Below are 20,978 nucleotides of genomic sequence, written 5' to 3'. Positions count from 1 at the left end.
GGCGCGGTTCAGCCGGGCCCTTCCCCGCGGTCGCGCCGGCTGGCGGGCGGGGTGGACACCGGGAACGAGTGGCAGGGCTGCGAGGGTGGCGCCGACCGCGGCGGGCGGTGGATCAACAGGAGGGCCATCACCGCGCCGGCCACCAGCAGCCCGGCGCACCAGGCCAGCGCGCCCCGGAACGCGTCGGTGAGCGCGCCGCGCTGCTCGTAACCGGCGCCGGAGAGGCCGACCAGCAGCGGTAGCGCGGCGACCGCGAGCAGGCCGCCGGCCCGGGCGGCGGCGTTGTTGAAGCCGCTGGCCACCCCGGCGAACCGGTCGGCGACCGCGGCCAGCACCGAGGCGGTCAGCGGCGCCACCACCAGGGTCAGGCCGGCGCCGAAGAGCAGCACCCCGGGCAGCACGTCCGGCCAGTACGACGCCCCGGGGCTGACCTCGCGCAGCAGCAGCAGCCCGACGGCGGCGACCACCGGGCCGACGGTCAGCGGCAGCCGCGGCCCGATCCGCGCCGACAGCGCGCCGGCCCGGGCCGAGCCCACCAGCAGCAGCACGGTCATCGGCAGCAGGGCGATTCCGGTGAGCAACGCCGACCAGCCGAGCACGTTCTGCAGGTAGACGGCGAAGAAGAAGGTGAACCCGCCGAGCGCGGCGTAGACCACCACGGTGAAGATGTTCAGCACCGAGAAGAGCCGGCTGCTGAACAGCCCGGTGGGAAGCATGGCGGTGTCGCCCCGGCGCCGCTCCAGCAGCACGAAGGCGACCGCCCCGACCACCCCGGCCAGCGCCGCCCCCCACACCGGCGGGGCACCGAGGCCGCGGCCGGGGGCGTCGATCAGCGCGTAGGTGACGCCGCCGAGGGCGAGCGCGCCGAGCAGCGCGCCCGCCACGTCGAACCGCCGCCGCTGGCGGCTGCCGGCCCGGGTACGGGAGGCGTTCTCGTCCCGGCTCTCCGGCACCCAGCGCAGCGCGGCGAGCACGACCAGCACGGCGAGCGGCAGGTTCAGAAAGAAGATCCACCGCCAGGAGAGCGCGTCGATGAGCCAGCCGCCGATGAACGGGCCGAGCGCGGTGGAGACCCCGGAGAGCCCGGACCAGGCGCCGATAGCGCGCCCCCGGTCGTCCGGATGGAAGCTGGACTGGAGCACCGAGAGCGAGCCGGGGGTCAGCAGCGCCCCGCCGGCACCCTGGAGGAACCGGGCGCCGACCAGCCAACCGGTCCCCTGGGCCAGCCCGCAGAGCACGGACGCGGCGGTGAACCAGACCACCCCGATCAGGAAGATCCGGCGCCGGCCGAAGCGGTCACCGAGCGCCCCGCCGAGCAGCACGAACGCGGCGAGCATCAGCAGGTAGCCGTTCACGGTCCACTGAAGATCCGCCACGGTGGCGTTCAGGTCGCGGCCGAGCCGGGGCAGGGCTACGTTGACGACCGTACTGTCCAGGAAGACCATGCCGGAGGCGAGGACCGCGGCAAGCAGTGTGCCCCGGCCCGCGGCGGTGCCCATCCGGAGGGCGGGAGCGGGCTGGGTCACGGCTACCCATCTTTCCCGCACTATCCGGGAGACGCCACGAAACGCCGAAACCGTGTCCGGGTACTGTGCGGGATCGCCGGAAGCGCGCAAGCTGGAAGGGTGTCGTCTGTGCGTACCAGATCAGGACCGCGCGGGGTGCTCGCGGCCGCGGTGGCCGCGGCGCTGACGCTCGTCGCGGCCGGCTGTGTGCCGGTGGACGAGCCTGAGCCGGCGCCGACGAGCACCGGGGGCAACGCCGTCGAGCAGCTCGGCGAGCTGACCGTGGCCGGCGCCGGGTCGATGAAGGGCTACAGCCGGGAACGGTTCCCGCACTGGCGGGACACCGGCACCAACTGCGACGTACGGGACACCGTGCTGAAGCGGGACGGAAAGAACATCAAGCTCTCCGGCTGCAACGTGGTGGGCGGGCGCTGGGAGAGCGTCTACGACGGGCGCGCCTTCACCGATCCGTCCGACGTGGACATCGACCACATGGTGCCACTGGCCAACGCGTGGCGCTCCGGCGCCGACGAGTGGGACGACGCGAAGCGGGGCGATTTCGCCAACGACACCACGAGACCGCAGCTCATCGCGGTTTCCGCCTCCTCCAACCGGGCAAAGGGTGACCAGGACCCGTCGCAGTGGAAACCGGCGAACCGGTCGTACTGGTGCCAGTACGCCGAGCACTGGGTGACGGTCAAGCACCACTGGCGGCTGACGGTGACCAGCGCCGAGAAGGCCGCCCTGACCGACATGTTGGAGGGCTGCACATGGGCGAGCAAGCCGTGACCGGGCCGGAGACCAGCGCCGGCGGGCCAGGCACCGCCGGCATGAACGCGGACGGCGGAGCGCCGGCCGCGACGCCGGGTGCCGGCATGAACGCCGACGGGCCGTCGGGGGCCGCCGCCGCGGTGCCCGGCGCCGGCATGCAGGCGGACGCCGGCAGCGGCACCGCCCCGGCCGCCGGCCCGCAGAGCCGGACCGCCGATGTGGTGCCCGGACCGGGCGGGGTGATGACCGACGAGGTCGGCGTGGTCACCGGCGAGCTGACCCTGCGCGCCGAGTGGGCCGACGGCCGGGTCACCCTGCGGGTGCAGTACAAGGACGCCGACGAGTGGTACACGGTCACCGGTGGCAGCGCCGCCCTGCCCGACCCGGCCGGCCTGGACGCGGTGCACGGCATCGCGGTCGGCCTGCTGCACCGCCCCGAGGGCTGACCGCCGCCCCGCGCCGGGCCACACCGTCGCTGTACGTCGAAGCGCACCGCCGCTGAACGGCGACATGCCGCAGCATCACGACCATGACGCTGCGGCATGCCGCGCAGTTTCCGAGGCCGCCGCCGGAGCGGGGCCCGGATCAGACGTACGAGCCGGGCTCGCTGGGCGCGGAGACGACGCCCGGGGTCTCCCCCTCGCCCTCCGGGCGGACGATCTGGACACTGACCTTGTGCGGTCGCAGCTCGCCGCTGGCGATCTGCTCCGCCCAGTGGCAGGCCACCCGGCTGCCGCCGATGTTTCGCAGCACCGGCCGCTCGTCGGCGCACCGGGTGGGCTGCGCCCACGGGCAGCGGGTGTGGAACCGGCAGCCGGACGGCGGGTTCGCCGGCGACGGCAGGTCGCCGGCGAGCAGGATCCGTTCCCGGCGGTCCTCGACGTCCGGGTCCGGCACCGGCACCGCCGACATCAGCGCCCGGGTGTACGGGTGCAGCGGCTCGGTGTAGAGCCGGTCGCTCGGCGCCTCCTCCACCAGCGCGCCCAGGTACATCACGCCGACGGTGTCGGAGATGTGCCGCACCACCGCGAGGTCGTGCGCGATCACCAGGTAGGTCAGGCCGAGACTGTCCTGGAGTTCGTCCAGCAGGTTGACCACCTGGGCCTGGATCGACACGTCCAGCGCGGAGACCGGCTCGTCGGCGACGATCAGCTCCGGCCCGAGCACCACCGCGCGGGCGATCCCGATGCGCTGACGCTGACCGCCGGAGAACTCGTGCGGATAGCGGGACAGCGCCCAGCGGGGCAGCCCGACCGCGTCCAGCGTCTCACCGATGATCTTGCGGCGCTCGTTGCGGTCGGCGCCGATGCCGTGCGTCTGCAACCCCTCGGTCAGGATCGACTCGACGTTCTGTCGGGGGTCCAGGCTGGACATCGGGTCCTGGAAGATCATCTGCATCCGGCGGCGCATCGACCGGAGCTTGCCCGGTGCCAGCGTGGTCAGCTCGACGCCGTCGAAGCTCACCTCGCCGCCGGTGGGCGGGGTCAGCTGGAGCAGCGCCCGGCCCAACGTGGACTTGCCGCAGCCCGACTCGCCCACCAGCCCGTAGGTCTTACCCCGCGGGATGCTCAGGTCGACCCCGTCGACCGCCTTCACGTGGCCGACGGTCCGGTCGAAGAGCACCCCCCGCCGGATCGGGAAGTGCACCTTCAGGTCGCGTACCTCGACGAGGATGTCGCTGTCGCTCATGCTGATTCCTCCTCGCGCGGGGCGGGCACCTGGGCCGGTGCGGTCGTCGCGTCCGCCGGTGCGGTGGCCGGGTCGGCCGGTGCGGCGGGGGCGTCCGGGCCGAGCGTCGCCCCGGGCGGCACCGAGCCGGGCACCGGGGCCGGGTTGACGCACCGGTAGCTGCGGCCGTCGTGGGCGAGCACCAGCTCCGGCGGCTCGCCGACGCACTCGTCGATCCGCCGGGCGCAGCGCGGGGCGAAGGCGCAGCCGTCCGGCCAGGGCAGGACGTCGCGAACCGAGCCGGGGATGGGGATGAGCCGCTCGCCGCGCCCGGCGTCCAGGCGCGGCACCGAAGCGAGCAGACCCACGGTGTACGGGTGACGCGGCTCGCGGAAGAGCGGACGACGGCGGGCCGTCTCCACCACCCGCCCGGCGTAGAGCACGTTGACCGTGTCGCACATGCCGGCCACCACGCCGAGGTCGTGCGTGATCATCACCAGCGCGGTGCCCGAGTCGCGGACCAGCTCCTTGAGCAGCTCCAGGATCTGCGCCTGGATGGTGACGTCGAGCGCGGTGGTCGGCTCGTCGGCGATGAGCAGCCGGGGCTGGCAGGCCACCGCCATGGCGATCAGCGCGCGCTGTCGCATGCCGCCGGAGAGCTGGTGCGGGTATTCCTTCAGCCGGCGCTTCGGGTCCGGGATGCCGACCCGGTCGAGCAGCGCCGCCGCCTCCTTGGCCGCCGCCTCGCCCTTCATTCCCCGGTGCCGCGCCAGCACCTCGGTGACCTGCAATCCGATCGGGATCACCGGGTTCAGCGAGGAGAGCGGGTCCTGGAAGATCATGGCGATGTCCCGGCCGCGGATGTCCCGCCGGGACCGGTCGTCCAGCTGGAGCAGGTCCGTGCCGTCGAAGACCGCCTTGCCGCCGACCCGCAGGCCCGGCTGCTTCGGCAGCAGGCCCATGATCGCCAGCGAGGTGACGCTCTTGCCGCACCCGGACTCGCCGACCAGACCGACCACCTCGCCGGCGTCGACGGAGAACGAGACCCCGTCCACGGCGTTCACGGTGCGCTGACCACGTCGGGCGAACGTGACCGAGAGGTCGTCAACTTCAAGGAGTGCCATTCCGCAGACCTACTTCCGCAGCTTCGGGTCGAGGGCCTCGCGCATCGCCTCGCCGAGCAGCGTGAAGCCCAGCGCGGTGATGATGATGGCGAGGGCGGGCAGGATCGCCAGCCGGGGAGCGGTGTCGAGGTACTGCTGCGCGTCGGCGAGCATGACCCCCCACTCGGGGATCGAGGCATCGTTGTTGCCCAGGCCGAGGAAGGAGAGCGCCGCGGCCTCGATGATCGCGGTGGCCAGGGTCAGCGTGGCCTGCACGATGACCGGGGCGAGCGAGTTCGGCACCACGTGGGTCAGCGCGATCTTCGGCTTCTTCACCCCGAGCGACGTGGCGGCCAGCACGTAGTCGCTGTTCGCCTGGGCGATCATCGAACCACGCAGCAGCCGGGCGAAGACCGGCACCGAGACCACACCGACGGCGATCATCACCGTGGTGAGCCCGGCCCCGAGGATGGCGGCGATGCTGATCGCCAGGAGCAGGCTCGGCATCGCCAGCAGCATGTCGACGAAGCGCATCAGCACGTTGTCGAGGCTCCGGCCCCACCGGCCACCCAGACCGGCCGCGGCACCGGCTACCCCGCCGATGAACGAGCCGACGGCGAGGCCGATCAGCGTCGAGATCACGCCGACCAGCAGCGTCTGCCGGGCGCCCACGATCATGCGGCTGAACTCGTCCCGACCGATGTGGTCGGTCCCGAACCAGTTCTCGGCCCGCGGGCCGGGGAAGTCGCCGAGGCGGACCTCGCCCTTCCAGAGCTGGGCGTCCGCGGGGTGCGGGGCGAAGAACGGGCCGACGATGGCGACCAGCAGGAACAGCGCCAGGATGACCGCGCCGGCGATCGCCGCCGGGTTGCGGCGCAGCCGCCGGAACGCCTCCCGCCAGAGGCTGACGCCCTGCTCGTCGTCGCGGACGGCGGCCAGCTCACCGAGCCGGTCGATCTTTTCCCGCTTCTTACCGGTGGTGATGGTCATCGGACCCTCACCCTCGGGTCGATCAGGCTGTAGGAGAGGTCGACCAGGAGATTCACCAGCACGTACACCACCGCGATGATCAGGATGAAGCCCATCAGCACCGGATAGTCACGTTGGCTGATCGCTTCGTAGATGAAGGCCCCGATGCCGCCGTAGGCGAAGACGGTCTCGGTCAGTACCGCGCCGGAGAGCAGGCCGCCGGTGAGCAGGCCGATCGAGGTGACCACCGGCAGCAGCGAGTTGCGCAGCACGTGCCGGCCCCGGACGGTCCGCTCGGTGAGGCCCTTGGCCTCGGCGGTCCGGACGAAGTCCTCGTTGAGCACCTCCAGCACGCTCGCCCGGGTGATCCGGACGATGATCGCCAGCGGGATGCTGGCCAGCGCGATGCCCGGGAGCACGAGGTGCCAGAGCGCGTCGGCGGCGGCGTCCCACTCCCTGGTCATCAGTCCATCGAGGACGAAGAAGTTGGTGACCCGGGTGGCGCCGATGGTCGGGTCCTGCCGTCCGGTGGAGGGGAACCAGTGCAGGTTCTCCGAGAAGATCGCCTTGAGCACGTACGCCAGGAAGAAGACCGGGATGCAGATGCCGATCAGCGAGCCGCCGACCGAGGCGTGATCGAGGAACCGGCCCCGACGGCGAGCGGCCAGGTAGCCCAGCGGGATACCGATGCCGATCGCGATCACCATCGCCATGACGGTCAGCTCGACGGTGCCCGGGAAGCGCTCGACGAACTCGGTGACCACGGAGCGCTTGGTCGAGGTGGAGGTGCCGAGGTCCAGCCGGATCAGCCGTCGGACGAACCGGCCGTACTGCACCAGGATCGGCTCGTCCAGGCCCATGTTGCGGCGGATCGCGGCGCGCATCTCGGGCGTCCCGCGTTCGCCGAGGATGGCGGTCTCGGGGCCGCCGGGCAGGCGCCGGAGCCAGATGAAGAGCAGGAGGGAGAGCCCGAACAGCGTCGGTATCAGCTGGAGCAGGCGTCTGACGATGAACCGGAACACGGGCAGCCTCGGAGGGGGTGCGGAGGGTTGCGGGCGGGCGCTGAGGATCCAGCGCCCGCCCGCGTTCCTTGCGTCAGGTCAGGACTTGAACTCGGCGCTGGCGTAGCGCTCGTCGGTGAGCGGGCTGGCCTTGATCCCGATCACGTCCTTGCCGAACACGATCGCCGGCGGCGAGTGCGAGATCGGCACACCCGGCAGGAAGTCCATCACGGCCTTGTTGAGGGCCTTGTACTTCTCGGTCCGGGCCGCCTGGTCGGCGGTCGTGTCGGCGTCCTTGAACTGGTCGAAGAGGGCCTTGTTGGTGAAGCCCCACTCGTCCTTCGGCCGGTCGAAGAAGGTGCCGATGAAGTTGTAGGCGTCGCCGTAGTCACCGGTCCAGCCGAGGAAGTGGATGTCGTGCTTGGCCCCGGAGGTGGTGGCGTTCAGGTAGTCCGGGCTCCACTTCAGCGGGATGGCCTCGACCTTGATGCCCACCGCCTGCAGGTCGGCCGAGAGCAGCTCGAAGATGTCCTTCGGGCTCGGCATGTACGGCCGGGTGACCTCGGTCGGGTAGTGGAACTTCAGGGTCAGGTTCGACGCGCCGGCCTCGGCCAGCAGCTGCTTGGCCTTCTCCGGGTTGTAGTCGTACTTGGTGACGTCGCCGTTCCAGCCCTCGACGGTGTCGGGCATGAAGTTCGCCGCGACCTTGGCGCCCGGGGGCAGCTTCGAGTCGACCAGGGCCTGCCGGTTCAGCGCGTACGCGATGGCCTGCCGGACCCGGATGTCGGCGAGCTTCGGGTTGCCCTTCTGGTTGATCGCCAGGTAGAGCACGTTGAACGCCGGACGGGTGAGGACGTTGAAGCCCTCGTCACCCAGCGGCTTGACGTCGGCCGGGCCGACCAGGTCGTAGCCCTGGATGTCGCCCGAGCGCAGCGCCTGCTTGCGCGCGTTCTCGTCCGAGATGGTCTTGAAGATGAGGGTCTTCAGCTTGGCCTTCGTGCCGGCGTAGTCGTCGTTCCGCTCCAGGGTCAGCGTCTTGTTCGCGACGTCCCAGGACTTGAACTTGAACGGACCGGTGCCGGTCGGGTGCTCGGTGGCGTAGGCCGGGTACTTGATGTCCTCGGCGGTGCCACCCACGTTGCTGGCGTCGTACTGCTCCAGCGCCTTCGGGCTGTGGATGGAGAACGACGGCAGCATCAGCGCGGCCGGGATCTTGCTGGAGACCCGGGTGAAGGCCAGGTCGACAGTGGTCGCGTCCTTGGCGGTGCAGGACTTGAAGAGGCTCGGCGGCAGGTCCGGGTTCTCGTTCTTGGCGAAGCCGCCCATGACGTCCTGCCAGTACGCGGTCACGTCGGGGCTCTGCATGAGGCCCTTGCCGTTGTACCAGCGGTTGAAGTTGTAGCAGACGGCCTCGGCGTTGAAGTCCGTGCCGTCGTGGAACTTCACGCCGGAACGGAGCTTGAACGTCCAGGTGGTGCCGGCAGCATCCGGCGTCCAGGTCTCGGCCAGGCCGGGCGTCACCTTGGTGCCGCCCTCCTCCGGGCGGACCAGGGTCTCGAACACCTGGCGGGCCACACGCAGCGACTCGCCGTCGCTGGCGAAGCTGGGGTCGAGCACCTTCGGGTCTCCGGCGACGCCGAAGACGAGGGTGTCCTTCTTGCTACCGCCGGAACTGTCATCGCGGTTGCTCTCGGCGCAGCCTGCTACCGCGAGGGCCGCGACCGCGACGGCCGCGATCGCGACCTTCGGCCTGGGTGCACGCATGTGCTTCACCTCGTCCTTGGGGGTACGGACAACGTGGTGACAGGGGTCACCGATGGCGGTGACCATAGCTCCCGTTACGACCGTGCGGAAACCGTTGCATGGACGGTTGGTATCGGATCGTGTCTTTGCCGGGGTTTGGCCGTCGATTCGAAGGTGAACACCGGGCAAATCCGAGGATTCGGTGTTCACGATGCCAAACTGTTACGTCGATCCCGCCGGTCCGGGCGTCAGGTGTCAGATCAACGCACGCTGGTCGTCAGACCGCCCGGCGCCCCTCGAAGGCCCGCCCGAGGGTGATCTCGTCGGCGTACTCGAGGTCGCCGCCGACCGGCAGGCCACTGGCCAGCCGGGTCACCGAGATGCCCATCGGCTTGACCATCAGCGCGAGGTAGGTGGCGGTCGCCTCACCCTCGGTGTTCGGGTCGGTGGCCAGGATCAGCTCGCGGATCTCGCCGCCGCTGAGCCGGGTCATCAGCTCGCGGATGCGCAGATTGTCGGGCCCGATCCCCTCCAGCGGATTGATCGCGCCACCGAGCACGTGGTAGCGACCGCGGAACTCACCGGTCCGCTCGATCGCCACCACGTCCTTCGGCTCCTCGACCACGCAGAGCACCTCGTCGGTGCGGCGCGGGTCGCGGCAGATCCGGCACTGCTCGGACTCGGCGACGTTGTAGCAGGTGGTGCAGAACCGGACCAGCTCCTTGACCTTGCGCAGCGCGCCGGCCAGCCGGTTGACGTCGGCGGGGTCGGCCGACAGGACGTGGAAGGCGATCCGCTGGGCGCTCTTCGGGCCAACGCCCGGCAACCGCCCCAGCTCGTCGATCAGGTCCTGGATGGCGCCTTCGTACATCTGCCGCTCAGAAACCGGGCAGGCCGAGGCCGCCCATGCCGCCGGTGACCGGGCCCATCTTCCGCTCGGTCAGCTCCCGCGCCGCCTCGGCGGCGTTGTGCACGGCCGCGACGACCAGGTCCTCCAGCGTCTCGACGTCGTCCGGGTCGACCGCCTTCGGGTCGATCTTGATCGCCTTGAGCTCGCCGGAGCCGGCGACGGTCGCGGTGACCAGGCCGCCGCCCGCGGTGCCGGTCAGCTCGGCCTCGGCCAGCTCGGCCTGCGCCTTGGCGATCTGCTGCTGCATCTTCTGCGCCTGCTTCAGCATCTGCTGCATGTTCGGCTGTCCACCTGGGCGCACGATGGCTCCTTCTCGCACTCGTCTGCTCGGCCGCCGCTCAGCCTATCCGTTGTGAGCAGGCTCGCCCCGCCCGGTGCTTCCCCCCGCCGCGCGCCGGACGGACGATCACGGGAACCGAGCGCGAGGGGGCACCGGATGACCGTCGAGCACGCCGCGACCAGCCTGGAACGGCAGGCCCGGGCCTGCGCAGCCATGGCCGCCGGCCGATACGCCGACCTGCTGTCGCGGGCGGCCGCGGACGTCCGAGCCGGCGGGCTGTTCGCCGAGGTGCTCGCCGGCCACCTGGACGCCCCGTTCGGCGCGGCGGTCCCGCTGCGGCTGCTCGGCGGGGTGCACGCCCTGGTGCTCACCGGGCGGGCGCCGGAGCTGGCCGCCTTCTATCCCAGCGCCGGTGGGCGGCAGGTGCCGGGCGACGCCGACGCCTGCTGGGACGCGTTCCGCGCGGTGGTCGCCACCGAGCGCGACACGGTACGGGACTGGTTGCGCCGCCCGCCGCAGACCAACGAGGTGGGCCGGGCCAACCTGCTGGTCGCGGGCCTGCTCTACGCCCTCGGCGAGGTGGGCGGGCGGCCGGTGCGGCTGGTCGAGCTGGGTGCGAGCGCCGGGCTCAACCTGCGCGCCGACCTGTTCCGCGTCGAGGCGCCGGGCTGGGCCTGGGGACCGGCCGACTCCCCGGTGCGGTTGCCGGACGCCTGGCGCGACGGCACACCCGACTGGCTGCCGGCCGCGGCGGCGGCGTACCCGGAGCTGACCGTGCTGGAGCGGCTCGGCTGCGACCTCACCCCGCTCGACCCGACCAGCGCGGACGGCGCGCTGGCGCTGCGGGCGTACGTCTGGCCGGAGCACACCGACCGGGCGGCCCGGCTGGCCGGGGCGCTGGCGCTGGCCCGGCGGGTGCCCGCCCGGGTGACGGCGATGGGGGCGGCGGACTTCCTGGCCGGGATCGACCCACGGCCCGGCACGCTCACCGTGGTGTGGCACTCGGTGATGCGGCAGTACGTACCCGCCGACGAGTGGGCCCGGGTGAGCGCCGAACTCGACCGGCTGGCCGCCGCGGCCGACGCCGACGCGCCCGTCGCGCATCTGCTCTTCGAGCCGGACCTGCTGGACGGCCGTCACTTCCAGCTGCACGCCCGGATCAACACCGCCCCGCCCCAACTCCTGGCCGAGGCCCACCCCCACGGCCTCCCCGCCCACCACCCCTAACCCCAGACCCCCGCCCTCGCCCCGCCCCTGACCCCCGCCCCGGCGCGGCGCGCCCCCGCCCCTGACCCCGCCCCGCCCCAGCGCCACAGGTCCGGCCAGCGCCGGGCCGGCACGTCGGAGAGGTCGGTGTCGAGGGCCAGCGCGCCGCGCCCCGCCCGCCCCGTCGATCATGCAGTTGTGGTGGTGGACGAAAGGTGCGTAACGGCATCGCTCGGGCACCACAACTGCATGATCGACCGCAGCGTGGGGTGGGAGCGGGTGGGGCGGGTGGGTTAGCGGGCGTCTACTTCGTTGATCTTCTCGGCGCCGAACGCCTCGCGGAGCAGCCGTACCGCCTGCGCCTCGCTGGACTCCCGGGCGGTCTTCTCGTCGATCACGTCGTCCAGCGGCTCGTCACCGGGGTCGAACCCCTCGTAGACCGGGGTCGCGGCCGACGGGGCCGACGGTCGCCCACCGCCGGGCCGGACCGGCCCGTCATAGTCCGGGTCGTACGGCGGTTCGCCCGCCCAGTCACTGTCCGCGGTCTGCCGGGCCGGTTGAGTGGGACGCGGCCCGCGGCCCGCCGCGGCGGCCCGGGCGGCCGCGATGGCGCTGCTCACCGGGGCGCTGCCGTTCCCGCCCTGGCGCGGGGTGGCCGACGCCGATCCGCCGGACGCCGCGCCGCTCGACCGACCGGCCGGGCCCGCCGAGGCGCTGGTCGATGTGGCCGGACGATCGGACGGTCCGGTCGGCGCATCCGCCGGGGGGCCGCCCAGGCGGGCCGGCTCGGGCCAGTCCTCGCCCGTGTCGCTCGTGCTGCCGGTGTCGCTCGTGCTGGCCGGGTCGTCCGGGCCGGACGCGGCTCCGCCAGGGCGGGCCGGCTCCGGCCAGTCCTCCTCGTCGTCGGCGGGCGCGGCGGTACCGGCCGAACCGCCTCCGGCCGAACCGGCATCAGCCAGACCGGCACCAGCCACACCGGCACCAGCCAGACCGCCTCCGGCCGCACGGCCACCAGTGGACGCGCCGCCTCGGGCGCCGCCCGCGCCGGACGTCGGGCCGGCCGGCGAGGTGGTTGCGGAACGGGCCGGGGCCGCGCTCGACGAAGTCGCCGCAGCCCGCGAAGTCGCCGCAGCCGGTGAAGTCGGCGCGGCTGGCGAAGCCTGTACTGCCTGTGAAGTCGCCGCTGCCGGCGAAGTCGGTGCAGCCGGTGCAGCCGGTGAAGTCGCCGCTGCCGGTGAAGTCGCCGCAGCCGGCGAAGTCGGTGCAGCCGGTGAAGTCGCCCCACCCGGCGAAGTCGGTGCAGCCGGTGAGGGCTGTGCTGCCGGCACAGTGGGTGCGGCCGGCGCTGACGGGGCGGAGCGGGCCGGGGCGGTCGCCGCGGGGGGCGGCCCGGCGAGCGAGGCGGCGCCCCGCTCACCGGCGACCTCGCAGCGGATCTGCCAGCGACCGCCGAACTCCTCGTACAGCGCCTCGACCAGCACCGACGTGTGGTTGCCCATCATCTGGGCGAGCACCGGCGACTTCACGGTCAGCACCAGGGTGTCGCCGTCCACGTCGCGGACCACCGCGTCGCGCATCAGCGCGGCGGCCGGCTTCTTGATCCGGTTGACCTTGGCGACGATGTCCGGCCAGACCCGGCGGACCGCGACGGCGTCCAGCGCGCCGGCCGGGGAGGCACCGGGGCGCGGCGGCTCGGGGGTGGCCGGATCGGCCATCACCGCGGACGGCGGCACCGGGCGGCGGGCGGGGGCGGCGTGGTCCGCGCCCGCGATGGCGGGATCCGAGCCTTGCGCGGTGGCGCCAGCGCGGCCCGCGCCGGGGGCGGCTGGGGCTCCGGCCACCGGGGCGGAAGCGCCCGGGGACCGGTTGGTCGAGCCCGGGGCGGGCACGGTGGAGCGGGCGCCGGCGACCGTGGCGGCGGCGCGGGCGGCGGCCGCCCCGGTCAGCGCACCGGCAGCCGCCGGCGTGCCGGCGGTCTCCGGGTGCGGCGCGGCGGCAGCCGCGGGCGGGGCGGAAGGCTCCTGGCGTACCCCGGAGGTGGGGGTGGCCGAGCCGGAGCCGGCGGCGGCGGTCGGCGCGTCGGTGCCGGCCAGGGTGAGCCGGCGCTCCATGCGCTCCAGGCGCTGGAGCAGGCCGCCGGTGGTGTCGTCGGCGCCGGGGAGGAGCATCCGGGCGCAGATCAGCTCCAGCAGCAGCCGGGGCGCGGTGGTGCCGCGCATCTCGACCAGGCCGTTGTGCACGATGTCGGCGCAGCGGGACAGGGTGCCCGGGCCGAGCTGCTGGGCCTGCGCGGCCATCCGCTCGATCTGGTCGGCCGGGCCGTCGATCAGGCCCTTGCTGGCGGCGTCGGGCACCTGCTGGAGCACGATCAGGTCGCGCATGCGTTCCAGCAGGTCGGCGGCGAACCGGCGCAGGTCGTGCCCGGCCTCGGCGACCCGGTCGACGGTGGCGTAGGCGGCGGCGCCGTCCCCGGCGGCCAGCGCGTCGCACATCTCGTCGATCAGCGCGGAGTCGGTCACGCCGAGCAGCGCGGCGGCCCGGGCGTAGCTGACCCCCTCCGGGCCGGCGCCGGCGATGAGCTGGTCGAGCACGGAGAGGCTGTCCCGCATGCTGCCGCCACCGGCGCGCACCACCAGGGGAAAGACCGCCGGCTCGACGGTTACCCCCTCCGCCTCGGTGAGCTGCTCCAGGTAGGGGCGGACCACCTTCGGCGGGAACAGCCGGAACGGGTAGTGATGGGTCCGCGACTTGATCGTGCCGAGGACCTTCTCGGGCTCGGTGGTGGCGAAGATGAACTTGACGTACTCCGGGGGCTCCTCGACCAGTTTGAGCAGGGCGTTGAAGCCGGCCGACGAGACCATGTGCGCCTCGTCGATGATATAGATCTTGAAGCGGCTGCGGGCCGGCGCGAAGAACGCCTTCTCGCGCAGCTCACGGGCGTCGTCGACGCCGCCGTGGCTGGCCGCGTCGATCTCGATGACGTCGATCGACCCGCCGCCGTCAGGGGCCAGCGAGCGGCAGGACTCGCACTGCCCACACGGCTCCGGAGTGGGGCCCTGCTCACAGTTGAGCGAGCGGGCCAGGATCCGGGCGCTGGACGTCTTGCCGCAGCCACGGGGGCCGGAGAAGAGGTAGGCGTGGTTGAGCCGCCCGCTGCGCAGCGCCTGTGACAGCGGCTCGGTGACCTGCTCCTGGCCGATCATCTCGGCGAAGCTACGCGGCCGGTACTTGCGGTAGAGCGCCAGTGCCACTCGTCCCGCCTCCTCTCGACCGAGCCATTCTGCGCCGGTCCGCCCCGGGTGACCACCCACCCCGCCGGATCGTTGCGCGCGGGCCGCTCGGTCCGGCTGGCTTGATCAACTCGATGTCGGCGACAGGGCGGTGTCGCGGCGCCCGGGACAGCCCCACATCGGCGACGTGGAGTGGATCAACCGGTCCACAGACAGAAAGGCCTCCCGTGCACCCGGCAGAGCTCGCTTATCCTTGCTGCCTTCCGGCCCTGGGGAGGTTCACGAGATACCGCCGCACGGGAGGTGCCACCAACCCTACCCGACTGCTCGTCGATCTTCAGGGGGTGGTGGGGTGGCCCGGCCGGCGGGGGCCTGTATCCTGGCTCGCGGAGGATTCGCCTAGAGGCCTAGGGCGCACGCTTGGAAAGCGTGTTGGGTTTACACCCTCACGAGTTCGAATCTCGTATCCTCCGCTCGATCGAGCAGGAACACGACAGGGCCGGCCCCATCGGGGACCGGCCCTGAGTCGTCTCTAGGCCGTCGGCGCCGTGGGGATCTTGCGCAGCTCGCCGAGGGTGTACCTGGCCACGGCCTCGATCATCCGGATGCCGGCCGCCTGCGTCCGGTGGTGGTTGGAGAGTACGGCCACCAGCCAGTCGTGCCCGGGCTCGACGAGCCGCCCGATCGTGTTGACCTGCCAGAGGCCACCGTCGGCGGTCACCGTGTCCCACCCGTTCTTGACGTAGACCTTCGTGGTCCCCGTGCCGGCGGCGGCGGGAACTCCCCAGTCCTGGCCTTCCTCGACGTGGCTCATCAGGTCGAACAGGTAGCTCCGGCTGTCCTCGTCCAGTGGACCGTCCTCGTCCGTGAGCGAGGTGAGCAGACGGATCTGGTCGGCCGCGGTCGTGGTGGTCACCCCCCACTGCGCGTCGGGGGTGGTCTCCTTCAGGCCGAAGGTCCTGTTCGCCGAGGTCAGTCCCGGCTTCCGGCCGATCCGGCGGTACAACGCGGTCGCGGCGACGTTGTCGCTCGCGGTGATCATTTTCTTGGCGTTGCGGCGATCGGTGTCGGTGATCTCCTGGTTGCGCTGCCGCGCTCGCAGCAGCAGGGCAGCCAGGATGTCGACCTTGACGATGCTGGCCGTCTGGAAGCGGGTGGTGCCGACGGTGAGCGCGACGTCGGATCTCCGGTCCTTCACCGCCACCGTGACCCGGCCGTTCCCGACCTTCTCCAGGTACGCCGCGACCTTCTGCCGGGCGGCGGCAAGGTAGTCCGGCGTCGGATTGGGTGTGGGCGGGCCGGCAGGTCCTCGGCCTCCCGCCTCGGGCGTCGACTCGTCGCGGCCATCGGACAGGCGCCAGAGGGCGCTCGTCTCGGCCACACCGCCGCCGGTGAGGGCCAGCACCGCCGCCGCCAGCAGTCCGCGACGCGACGGCCCCCGCCCGTTCACTCGGCCCGCTGCGTCGACACGTCGCCGACGAGTGTTCATCAGGGTCCCCAATCGCAGAACGCCAGAGACGGCGCACCCCTGGAACGGAGATGCCATGGCGAGGGGTTGCACGACGCAAACCATCCGGACGCGCCGGCGGTCGATGAGCGGGCACACTCACCGACCGTCAGCTCACCCCACCAGGGAGTACGGCAGGGGTCAGGAGCCCGCCGGGGCGAATTCCTTGTCGGACCGGCAGCTCATCGGGGCACCGTCCGACACGAGGAAGTGGGCGACCTTGTCGAACTCTTCGGCTCCCCGCACCGAGAAGACGCTGAAGTAGATGCGGCTGTTCTTCGGCATCTTCGCCGGCGCGACGACGAGGTCGTACTGCTTCGGCGACCCGTCGGGCCAGTTGACCTTCTCGGTCCGGTAGACCTGGTCGGCCCGCGGCAGTTCCTTGCCCTTCGGCACGCAGAGGGCGTGGGCCTTGACCTCGGCGGGGACACCCGCGTCGGTCAGCGCCCTCTGCAGGGCCGCGGGATCCAGGACCTGCTTGTAGTTCAGGGTCAGCTTCACCGTGCTGTCCGCCTGCTCGGTCAGCGTGAACGCCACCGGCGCCATCGCCGTCGTAGCGCCGGTCGTGGTGCCACCAGCGGCCGGGCCGTCGCCGGCCGGGGCCGCGCCGAGCTGCTGGGTGGCCATCGGCACGGCCAGCGCGAGCGCCGCCACGGCCGCGAGGCCACCACCGGCCAGACCGAGGCTGCGGTTGCGCCGCCGCGCCCGGCCGCGCCGCTCGATCGCCCCGACCGGACGACCCATCTGTACGTCGGAAAGGGTCTGCTTCACCGCGTCCAGCACCTCATCGTCCTTCATGTCCAATCTCCTAACTGGCTACGGGCACGAGCTGTGCCCGCAGGGTTGCGGTGGCACGGGACAGGTGGACGGCTACGGTTCGGGCGGAGATGCCCAGCACATCGGCCACGGCCTTGGTGTCCAGGTCGAGCCAGATGCGTAACACGATCACCTCGCGCTGCCGCTTCGGCAGCCGGCGGATGGCGGTCAGCAGGACGTCGTCCATGCCGAGTCCGTCCTCGGCGAGCTGCGCCCGGTCGTGGCCGTCGAGAGCCACCTCGCGTCGGCGCCGCCGCCACCAGGACACCCGGACGTTGAGGGCGGTGCGCACCACCCACGCCGCCGGTGCCGGATGCCGGCTCACCTTCCGCCAGGAGGCCCAGGCTCGCGCGAACGCCTCAGCGACCAGGTCCTCGGCCAGCGCGCGATCGCCCGTACCGGCCAGTACGGCGCGCAGGCAGTCGTCCCGAGAGCGCTGATAGAACTCCGCGAAGTCCGTCCCGTCTCGTTCCACACCTGCTTTACGCACCAGCGCCCCGATCCATTTACCGCAGCCCGGAGAAAAAACGATGGGCCCGGTGGGCACGGTAGCTCGGCGGATCAGGGCGCAGACCCACCCCTAGCTGGGCGGATCAGCCCGTACGACCAGCGTCCGGGACCGCCCCGGGGCGCGGTGGCAGCACGGACGACAGGGCCGGCCCCAGAAGAGGGCCGGCCCTGAGTCGTCTCCACGGTCATGTCCGCCCGCCCGTTGCGTCGGCGGGACGGCGTCAGCTCGCGACCTGGACCTGCTCCGCGCCGTGCTCGGCGAACCAGGCCTGAAGGTCGGCGCCGCCGAGCGACCGGGTCGCCTCCTGGTCGACGAAGACCGGGCCGATGACGGACCCCTTCGCGCCCTCGAGCTGGCAGCCGAACAGTCGCGCGCCGGTCAGCACGGCGGGCATGTTCGTGCCGCCCAGCGTGCACCACCGCAGGCTGGCGAATTCGAGGTTGGCGTCGCGCAGATCGGTCCGGTAGAGCTTGGCCGAGTTGAGGATCGCGTGGCTCAGATCGGCGCCGGTCAGCACGGCGTCGTCGAGTTGCACCGAAAACAGTCGCGCCGCGCGGAACCGCGCGTTTCCGGCCAGGCAGCCGACCATTTCCGCCTTGGCCAGATCGGCGAAGGAGAAATCGGCGCGCCCGAGCTCACAGTTGTTGAGGTTGGCGTCGCCGAGGTTGGCATCCTCGAATCGCACCCCGGTCAGGTTGGAATTGGCCAGGTAGGCGCCGGTCAGGTCGAGGTTGCTGAGATCGGCGCCGCGAAAGTCGAGAAAGTCGCCGGACAGGTAGGACGTGCCCGGAGCAGCGGCGGCGAACCACTCCTCAAGCGCCTCCCTGGCGTCGGGGCTCTCCGGCCAGCGGATCACGTCCGCGCTGCTGCGCTTGTATCTGCTCATTTGTCAAACACCACCTTGCCGTCCCAGTCCGTGCGACCGGCGACCCGACTCTTCAGATCAGCCACGGCGCTCGGGGACAGATTCTTGGTGTCGATGACCACATTCTGTCCGCCGGCTACCTCGTCGGCGAGTTTCTGCTCGAACTCGTCGCCATCGTAGCGCCCCCTCATTCCCTCGGGCATCGGCTGGCCGGCGTGCCGCCCAGCGGGGAATACGTCGGCCGGCGCTTTCACGTCCCAGTTGTCGCCGTTCGAGTCGATGAATTCGCCCTGGTCCTTCTGGAACGCGGGATCGGAGTTGTCGAGCTCGGCACGGCGAATCGGACCGGGAATCTTGCCCTCCGCCTCCGCCGCGAGCCCGACCTCGGCCTCACGGCGGGACTTGGCGCTGATGTTGCCGTTGTGGGCCGGGTCCGCGGCCAGTTCCTCCACCCGGCGGTCGTACTCGGGGGTGCCGGGTTTGGGGGTGTGGTAATCGTCGTTGCCGCCGGAGGGCCGGCCCGGTGATTCGCCGGAGTCGCCGCCGGGCGGGCGACCCAGTCTCGCCTCCTCGCCGGCGACCTCCTGGGCCCGGGAGACGTTGTCGGGCACTTCGGTGGAACTGCGCCGCCGCTGCCCGGGGATGCCGCTCTCGCCGTCACCGTCACCCGGGCGCGGGGTCGTCCCGCCGTCACCGTGCCCGCCCGGGGGCGTCTTGGGCTTCGCCATCGCCGGCCCTAGCCGTTCAGCAGCTTGGAGAGGTTGGTCAGGCTGCTGATCAGTGCGGCGACGTAGGTCAGGATGCGTCCGCCCCACTTGACCACGGCGGCCACGATCTGCGTGGCGATCACCGGGATGGTGACCACGAAGATCGCCTCGACCGCCCAGATGACCACGCGCGCCACCAGGTCGGCGATGAGGTCGCGTACGACGTCACGGGTGAACGCCACGAGGTTGCCGGCGGCCTGCGTCGCCGCGGCCATCGCGGCGGAGATGCCGCTCATCCCGTCGATCGCCGCCACGTTGTGCGCCATCAGGCCCTGGTAGGCGGCGGCCGCCTGCCCCTGCCACAGCGGCGTGTCCGCGCCGAGGTGCGACTTCAGATCGACGGCGATGCTCTCCAGCTCGGCGGCCATGTTGTCCCAGGTGGCGGCGTGCGAGGCGACGACGTCGGGCATGCCGGTGAGCTCGTCGAGGATCTGCCGCAGCGGCTCGAAGTACTCCATCGCCCAGCCCAGCCCGTTGGCGAGCAGCGCGCTGAAAGGGTCCAGCACGGTCGCGACGGCCTCCACCCCGAACGCCGCACCGGCGATGAGGTCGTCGACCCAGCCCTCGCTGCGAATGGCGTCGACCAGCCCTTGGAAGCTGTCGGCGGCGGCCGCCCCGGTCCACGGCTTGCGGGTCGACTGGACGTCGGCGATCAGCGACCCGTCGCTCAATGCGCCGCCCCCGCCCGACTTCCGTCCAACCCGCTCCCCGCCTTGCGGATCGTGTTGGTGGAGTCGGCGTCGGCGTTGTCGTAGTTGTCGGCGGTCGTGCCCAGCCCCTTGACGACCAGAGCCAGGTTCTCCTCGACGTAGGCGATCAGCTCGTCCTGCCGGGTGTGCCGGCCCTCCAGGACGCCGGAGATCCACCCGCACAGCACCCCGTACGCCGCGTCGTCCCCGGTGATGTGCGCGCTGGCACCCTTGATCGCGCCGAAGCGGCCGCGCAGCGCGTCTATGTTGCGCGCGTGCTGGCGGATCTGCTCCGCGTCGACCTCGAAACCGTCGCCCACGCGGTCACCACCTGCGTTGCTGGTCGTCGGGGCCGTCCGCGGCGGGATCGGCGTCGCGCAGCTGCTGCCCGACCCGCTCGGCGATCGCCCGCGCCGCCGGTGACTCGGTGCCCATGGTGTCGGCGATGATCGCTTGCGACCGGTCGGCCAACTGCTGCCGGGCGGCTCGGATCGTGGTCATGACCGTCCTGGCGACCACGTCGGGCGCGACCCGGTGGATCCGCTGGCCGAGCCAGAGGTCGACCAACTGCCCGGAGGAGTCGACGGTGACCTCCACCAGCCCGTTGTCGTCGGCTGCCGTCACCCGCAGCTCCTGGAGCTGGTCGCTCATCGCCCTGGTGTCGGCCGCGAGCTGGTTGATCCGGCCCTTCCACTCGGCGAGGCGCTCCATGGCGCCGTCCGGGTCCAGCAAGCCGCCCGTGCCTGGAACGCCGGCCACCATGTGTCCCCTCAGTCGCTCAAGGTGATCATGCCTAGTGACAGAGATTAACACGTGGCGTCGCTGCTCACGGTCCACATCAGACTCACCTGGGCCTTCCGCCCGTGCCGAGCCGTGCATTCGCGGCAGCCCGTCCCTCAGGCGGGCGGGCGGGTCCAGGTGAGGAAGCGGTTGGTCAGGTCGGTCGGCGGCGGGGCCTGGTCGATGGCGGCGAGTTCCTCGGCGGCCTCGGCCTGGAGGGTCGCCAGGTAGACCGTCAGCGCCGCGCGGTCGTGCCGGTACTCGCCGAGCAGACGCAGTTTCGCCGGCGAGCAGGGCCAGGCGATGCCGCAGGCGGCGCAGCGCCAGGTGGGCCGGGTCGGCAGGTGTTCGCGGCGGCGGGTCACAGGGCTCGCACCTCGACCTGCCGGGCCCGGTCGACGCGGACGAGCGCGTAGCTCTTCCGGGCCCGCAGGGTGCCGTCCGGATGCACCTCGTGGCCGCGCACCTCGGCCCACTCGGCGCCCTGGAACGGCCCGACGCTCAGCACCTCGGTGATCAGCAGGGTCAGCGGCCCCTCGCCGAACCGGTACGCCTCCTCGGGCACCCGGATCGTCGTGCCAACGGTCAGGTGGTTCACCAGACCAGGCTCCCGTCAGTGGTCAGACAAACACAGGGCGTAGCGATATGGTGGCCAGA

General features: G+C 72.1%; 22 protein-coding genes, 1 tRNA gene and 1 other RNA gene. 4 read left to right on the top strand and 20 right to left on the bottom strand.

All coding sequences use genetic code 11. The features are described from left to right. Window positions 1–8: 8 nt before the first annotated feature. Window positions 9–1,499: an MFS transporter gene (locus AB0C04_RS17905; RefSeq protein ID WP_357056520.1), complete on the bottom strand. Its 1,491-nt coding sequence runs from the start codon at window positions 1,497–1,499 to the stop codon at window positions 9–11. 135 nt (window positions 1,500–1,634) lie between these two features. On the opposite strand from AB0C04_RS17905, the gene AB0C04_RS17900 reads away from it, so the two are divergent. Beyond that, window positions 1,635–2,294 carry an HNH endonuclease family protein gene (locus AB0C04_RS17900; RefSeq protein WP_357055462.1) on the top strand — a complete coding sequence of 220 codons (660 nt, stop codon included), beginning with the start codon at window positions 1,635–1,637 and terminating at the stop codon, window positions 2,292–2,294. Then, the gene (locus AB0C04_RS17895; RefSeq protein WP_357055459.1) at window positions 2,276–2,722 is read left to right on the top strand and encodes a hypothetical protein; all 447 of its coding nucleotides are present in this window, start codon (window positions 2,276–2,278) and stop codon (window positions 2,720–2,722) included. The genes AB0C04_RS17900 and AB0C04_RS17895 overlap by 19 nt, the downstream gene beginning before the upstream one ends. 139 nt (window positions 2,723–2,861) lie before the next feature. Here the strand turns inward: AB0C04_RS17895 and AB0C04_RS17890 are convergent, their stop codons facing one another. The 7 genes from AB0C04_RS17890 to AB0C04_RS17860 form a co-directional block, all read right to left on the bottom strand. After that, on the bottom strand, window positions 2,862–3,965 hold the full coding sequence (locus tag AB0C04_RS17890; RefSeq protein WP_357055456.1) for an oligopeptide/dipeptide ABC transporter ATP-binding protein: 1,104 nt from the start codon (window positions 3,963–3,965) through the stop codon (window positions 2,862–2,864). Further along, window positions 3,962–5,068 (bottom strand): ABC transporter ATP-binding protein, encoded by a 1,107-nt coding sequence (locus AB0C04_RS17885; protein ID WP_357055453.1) that lies wholly within the window; start codon window positions 5,066–5,068, stop codon window positions 3,962–3,964. Before AB0C04_RS17885 ends, AB0C04_RS17890 begins: the two co-directional genes overlap by 4 nt. Window positions 5,069–5,077: 9 nt before the next feature. Continuing rightward, window positions 5,078–6,037, bottom strand: a complete 960-nt coding sequence (locus AB0C04_RS17880; protein WP_350873609.1) for an ABC transporter permease — start codon at window positions 6,035–6,037, stop codon at window positions 5,078–5,080. Then, a complete protein-coding gene (locus AB0C04_RS17875; protein WP_350873610.1) occupies window positions 6,034–7,038 on the bottom strand; it encodes an ABC transporter permease in 1,005 nt (334 codons plus the stop codon). The genes AB0C04_RS17880 and AB0C04_RS17875 overlap by 4 nt, the downstream gene beginning before the upstream one ends. A 78-nt stretch (window positions 7,039–7,116) precedes the next feature. Next, window positions 7,117–8,781 carry an ABC transporter substrate-binding protein gene (locus AB0C04_RS17870; protein ID WP_357055448.1) on the bottom strand — a complete coding sequence of 555 codons (1,665 nt, stop codon included), beginning with the start codon at window positions 8,779–8,781 and terminating at the stop codon, window positions 7,117–7,119. Window positions 8,782–9,037: 256 nt separating this feature from the next. Beyond that, on the bottom strand, window positions 9,038–9,631 hold the full coding sequence (recR, locus tag AB0C04_RS17865) for a recombination mediator RecR (protein ID WP_357055445.1): 594 nt from the start codon (window positions 9,629–9,631) through the stop codon (window positions 9,038–9,040). Window positions 9,632–9,638: 7 nt separating this feature from the next. Beyond that, window positions 9,639–9,947: a YbaB/EbfC family nucleoid-associated protein gene (locus tag AB0C04_RS17860; protein WP_350873672.1), complete on the bottom strand. Its 309-nt coding sequence runs from the start codon at window positions 9,945–9,947 to the stop codon at window positions 9,639–9,641. 159 nt (window positions 9,948–10,106) lie between these two features. Here AB0C04_RS17860 and AB0C04_RS17855 point away from each other — a divergent pair, with 159 nt between their 5' ends. Continuing rightward, window positions 10,107–11,177 carry a DUF2332 domain-containing protein gene (locus AB0C04_RS17855; protein ID WP_357055441.1) on the top strand — a complete coding sequence of 357 codons (1,071 nt, stop codon included), beginning with the start codon at window positions 10,107–10,109 and terminating at the stop codon, window positions 11,175–11,177. A gap of 272 nt (window positions 11,178–11,449) precedes the next feature. On the opposite strand, the gene AB0C04_RS17850 is transcribed toward AB0C04_RS17855, so the two are convergent. Both AB0C04_RS17850 and ffs read right to left on the bottom strand, forming a co-directional pair. Continuing rightward, window positions 11,450–14,407 (bottom strand): DNA polymerase III subunit gamma and tau, encoded by a 2,958-nt coding sequence (locus AB0C04_RS17850; RefSeq protein ID WP_357055438.1) that lies wholly within the window; start codon window positions 14,405–14,407, stop codon window positions 11,450–11,452. 195 nt (window positions 14,408–14,602) lie between these two features. Further along, an RNA gene (gene ffs, locus AB0C04_RS17845) (signal recognition particle sRNA small type) lies at window positions 14,603–14,692 on the bottom strand. A gap of 82 nt (window positions 14,693–14,774) precedes the next feature. Here ffs and AB0C04_RS17840 point away from each other — a divergent pair. After that, a tRNA-Ser gene (locus AB0C04_RS17840) sits at window positions 14,775–14,859 on the top strand. Window positions 14,860–14,918: 59 nt separating this feature from the next. Here AB0C04_RS17840 and AB0C04_RS17835 read toward each other — a convergent pair. The 10 genes from AB0C04_RS17835 to AB0C04_RS17790 form a co-directional block, all read right to left on the bottom strand. After that, window positions 14,919–15,836 (bottom strand): serine hydrolase, encoded by a 918-nt coding sequence (locus AB0C04_RS17835; protein ID WP_357055435.1) that lies wholly within the window; start codon window positions 15,834–15,836, stop codon window positions 14,919–14,921. Between the two features lie 198 nt (window positions 15,837–16,034). Then, complete coding sequence (locus AB0C04_RS17830; RefSeq protein ID WP_357055432.1) at window positions 16,035–16,691, bottom strand: hypothetical protein; 657 nt, start codon at window positions 16,689–16,691, stop codon at window positions 16,035–16,037. A gap of 10 nt (window positions 16,692–16,701) precedes the next feature. After that, window positions 16,702–17,199 carry a sigma-70 family RNA polymerase sigma factor gene (locus tag AB0C04_RS17825; RefSeq protein WP_357055429.1) on the bottom strand — a complete coding sequence of 166 codons (498 nt, stop codon included), beginning with the start codon at window positions 17,197–17,199 and terminating at the stop codon, window positions 16,702–16,704. Between the two features lie 241 nt (window positions 17,200–17,440). Continuing rightward, window positions 17,441–18,076 (bottom strand): pentapeptide repeat-containing protein, encoded by a 636-nt coding sequence (locus tag AB0C04_RS17820; protein WP_357055426.1) that lies wholly within the window; start codon window positions 18,074–18,076, stop codon window positions 17,441–17,443. Between the two features lie 26 nt (window positions 18,077–18,102). Further along, complete coding sequence (locus AB0C04_RS17815; protein WP_357055423.1) at window positions 18,103–18,813, bottom strand: hypothetical protein; 711 nt, start codon at window positions 18,811–18,813, stop codon at window positions 18,103–18,105. A gap of 8 nt (window positions 18,814–18,821) precedes the next feature. Next, window positions 18,822–19,523, bottom strand: coding sequence for a hypothetical protein (locus tag AB0C04_RS17810; RefSeq protein ID WP_357055420.1), 702 nt, complete (start codon window positions 19,521–19,523; stop codon window positions 18,822–18,824). Next, window positions 19,520–19,861: a hypothetical protein gene (locus AB0C04_RS17805; protein ID WP_357055417.1), complete on the bottom strand. Its 342-nt coding sequence runs from the start codon at window positions 19,859–19,861 to the stop codon at window positions 19,520–19,522. The genes AB0C04_RS17810 and AB0C04_RS17805 overlap by 4 nt, the downstream gene beginning before the upstream one ends. A gap of 4 nt (window positions 19,862–19,865) precedes the next feature. Continuing rightward, a complete protein-coding gene (locus AB0C04_RS17800; protein ID WP_357055414.1) occupies window positions 19,866–20,300 on the bottom strand; it encodes a YbaB/EbfC family nucleoid-associated protein in 435 nt (144 codons plus the stop codon). Between the two features lie 137 nt (window positions 20,301–20,437). Further along, the gene (locus AB0C04_RS17795; RefSeq protein ID WP_357055411.1) at window positions 20,438–20,686 is read right to left on the bottom strand and encodes a flavin reductase; all 249 of its coding nucleotides are present in this window, start codon (window positions 20,684–20,686) and stop codon (window positions 20,438–20,440) included. Beyond that, window positions 20,683–20,919, bottom strand: a complete 237-nt coding sequence (locus AB0C04_RS17790) for a hypothetical protein (protein ID WP_357055408.1) — start codon at window positions 20,917–20,919, stop codon at window positions 20,683–20,685. Before AB0C04_RS17790 ends, AB0C04_RS17795 begins: the two co-directional genes overlap by 4 nt. Window positions 20,920–20,978 lie beyond the last annotated feature (59 nt).

Origin of the sequence: Micromonospora sp. NPDC048909 (genome assembly GCF_040649635.1) — a bacterium.
In the GTDB taxonomy this organism is placed as follows: domain Bacteria; phylum Actinomycetota; class Actinomycetes; order Mycobacteriales; family Micromonosporaceae; genus Micromonospora.
Note: the sequence above shows the minus strand (reverse complement) of the source record. Positions and strands in the feature narration are given on the sequence as shown.

Bases quoted from the DNA above. Each gene is read 5' to 3' on its own strand.
- recR (WP_357055445.1), bottom strand. From the start codon at position 9,631: ATGTACGAAGGCGCCATCCAGGACCTGATCGACGAGCTGGGGCGGTTG.
- AB0C04_RS17855 (WP_357055441.1), top strand. From the start codon at position 10,107: ATGACCGTCGAGCACGCCGCGACCAGCCTGGAACGGCAGGCCCGGGCC.
- AB0C04_RS17885 (WP_357055453.1), bottom strand. From the start codon at position 5,068: ATGGCACTCCTTGAAGTTGACGACCTCTCGGTCACGTTCGCCCGACGT.
- AB0C04_RS17880 (WP_350873609.1), bottom strand. From the start codon at position 6,037: ATGACCATCACCACCGGTAAGAAGCGGGAAAAGATCGACCGGCTCGGT.
- AB0C04_RS17870 (WP_357055448.1), bottom strand. From the start codon at position 8,781: ATGCGTGCACCCAGGCCGAAGGTCGCGATCGCGGCCGTCGCGGTCGCG.
- AB0C04_RS17860 (WP_350873672.1), bottom strand. From the start codon at position 9,947: ATGCAGCAGATGCTGAAGCAGGCGCAGAAGATGCAGCAGCAGATCGCC.
- AB0C04_RS17895 (WP_357055459.1), top strand. From the start codon at position 2,276: ATGGGCGAGCAAGCCGTGACCGGGCCGGAGACCAGCGCCGGCGGGCCA.
- AB0C04_RS17815 (WP_357055423.1), bottom strand. From the start codon at position 18,813: ATGGCGAAGCCCAAGACGCCCCCGGGCGGGCACGGTGACGGCGGGACG.
- AB0C04_RS17905 (WP_357056520.1), bottom strand. From the start codon at position 1,499: ATGGGCACCGCCGCGGGCCGGGGCACACTGCTTGCCGCGGTCCTCGCC.
- AB0C04_RS17830 (WP_357055432.1), bottom strand. From the start codon at position 16,691: ATGAAGGACGATGAGGTGCTGGACGCGGTGAAGCAGACCCTTTCCGAC.
- AB0C04_RS17890 (WP_357055456.1), bottom strand. From the start codon at position 3,965: ATGAGCGACAGCGACATCCTCGTCGAGGTACGCGACCTGAAGGTGCAC.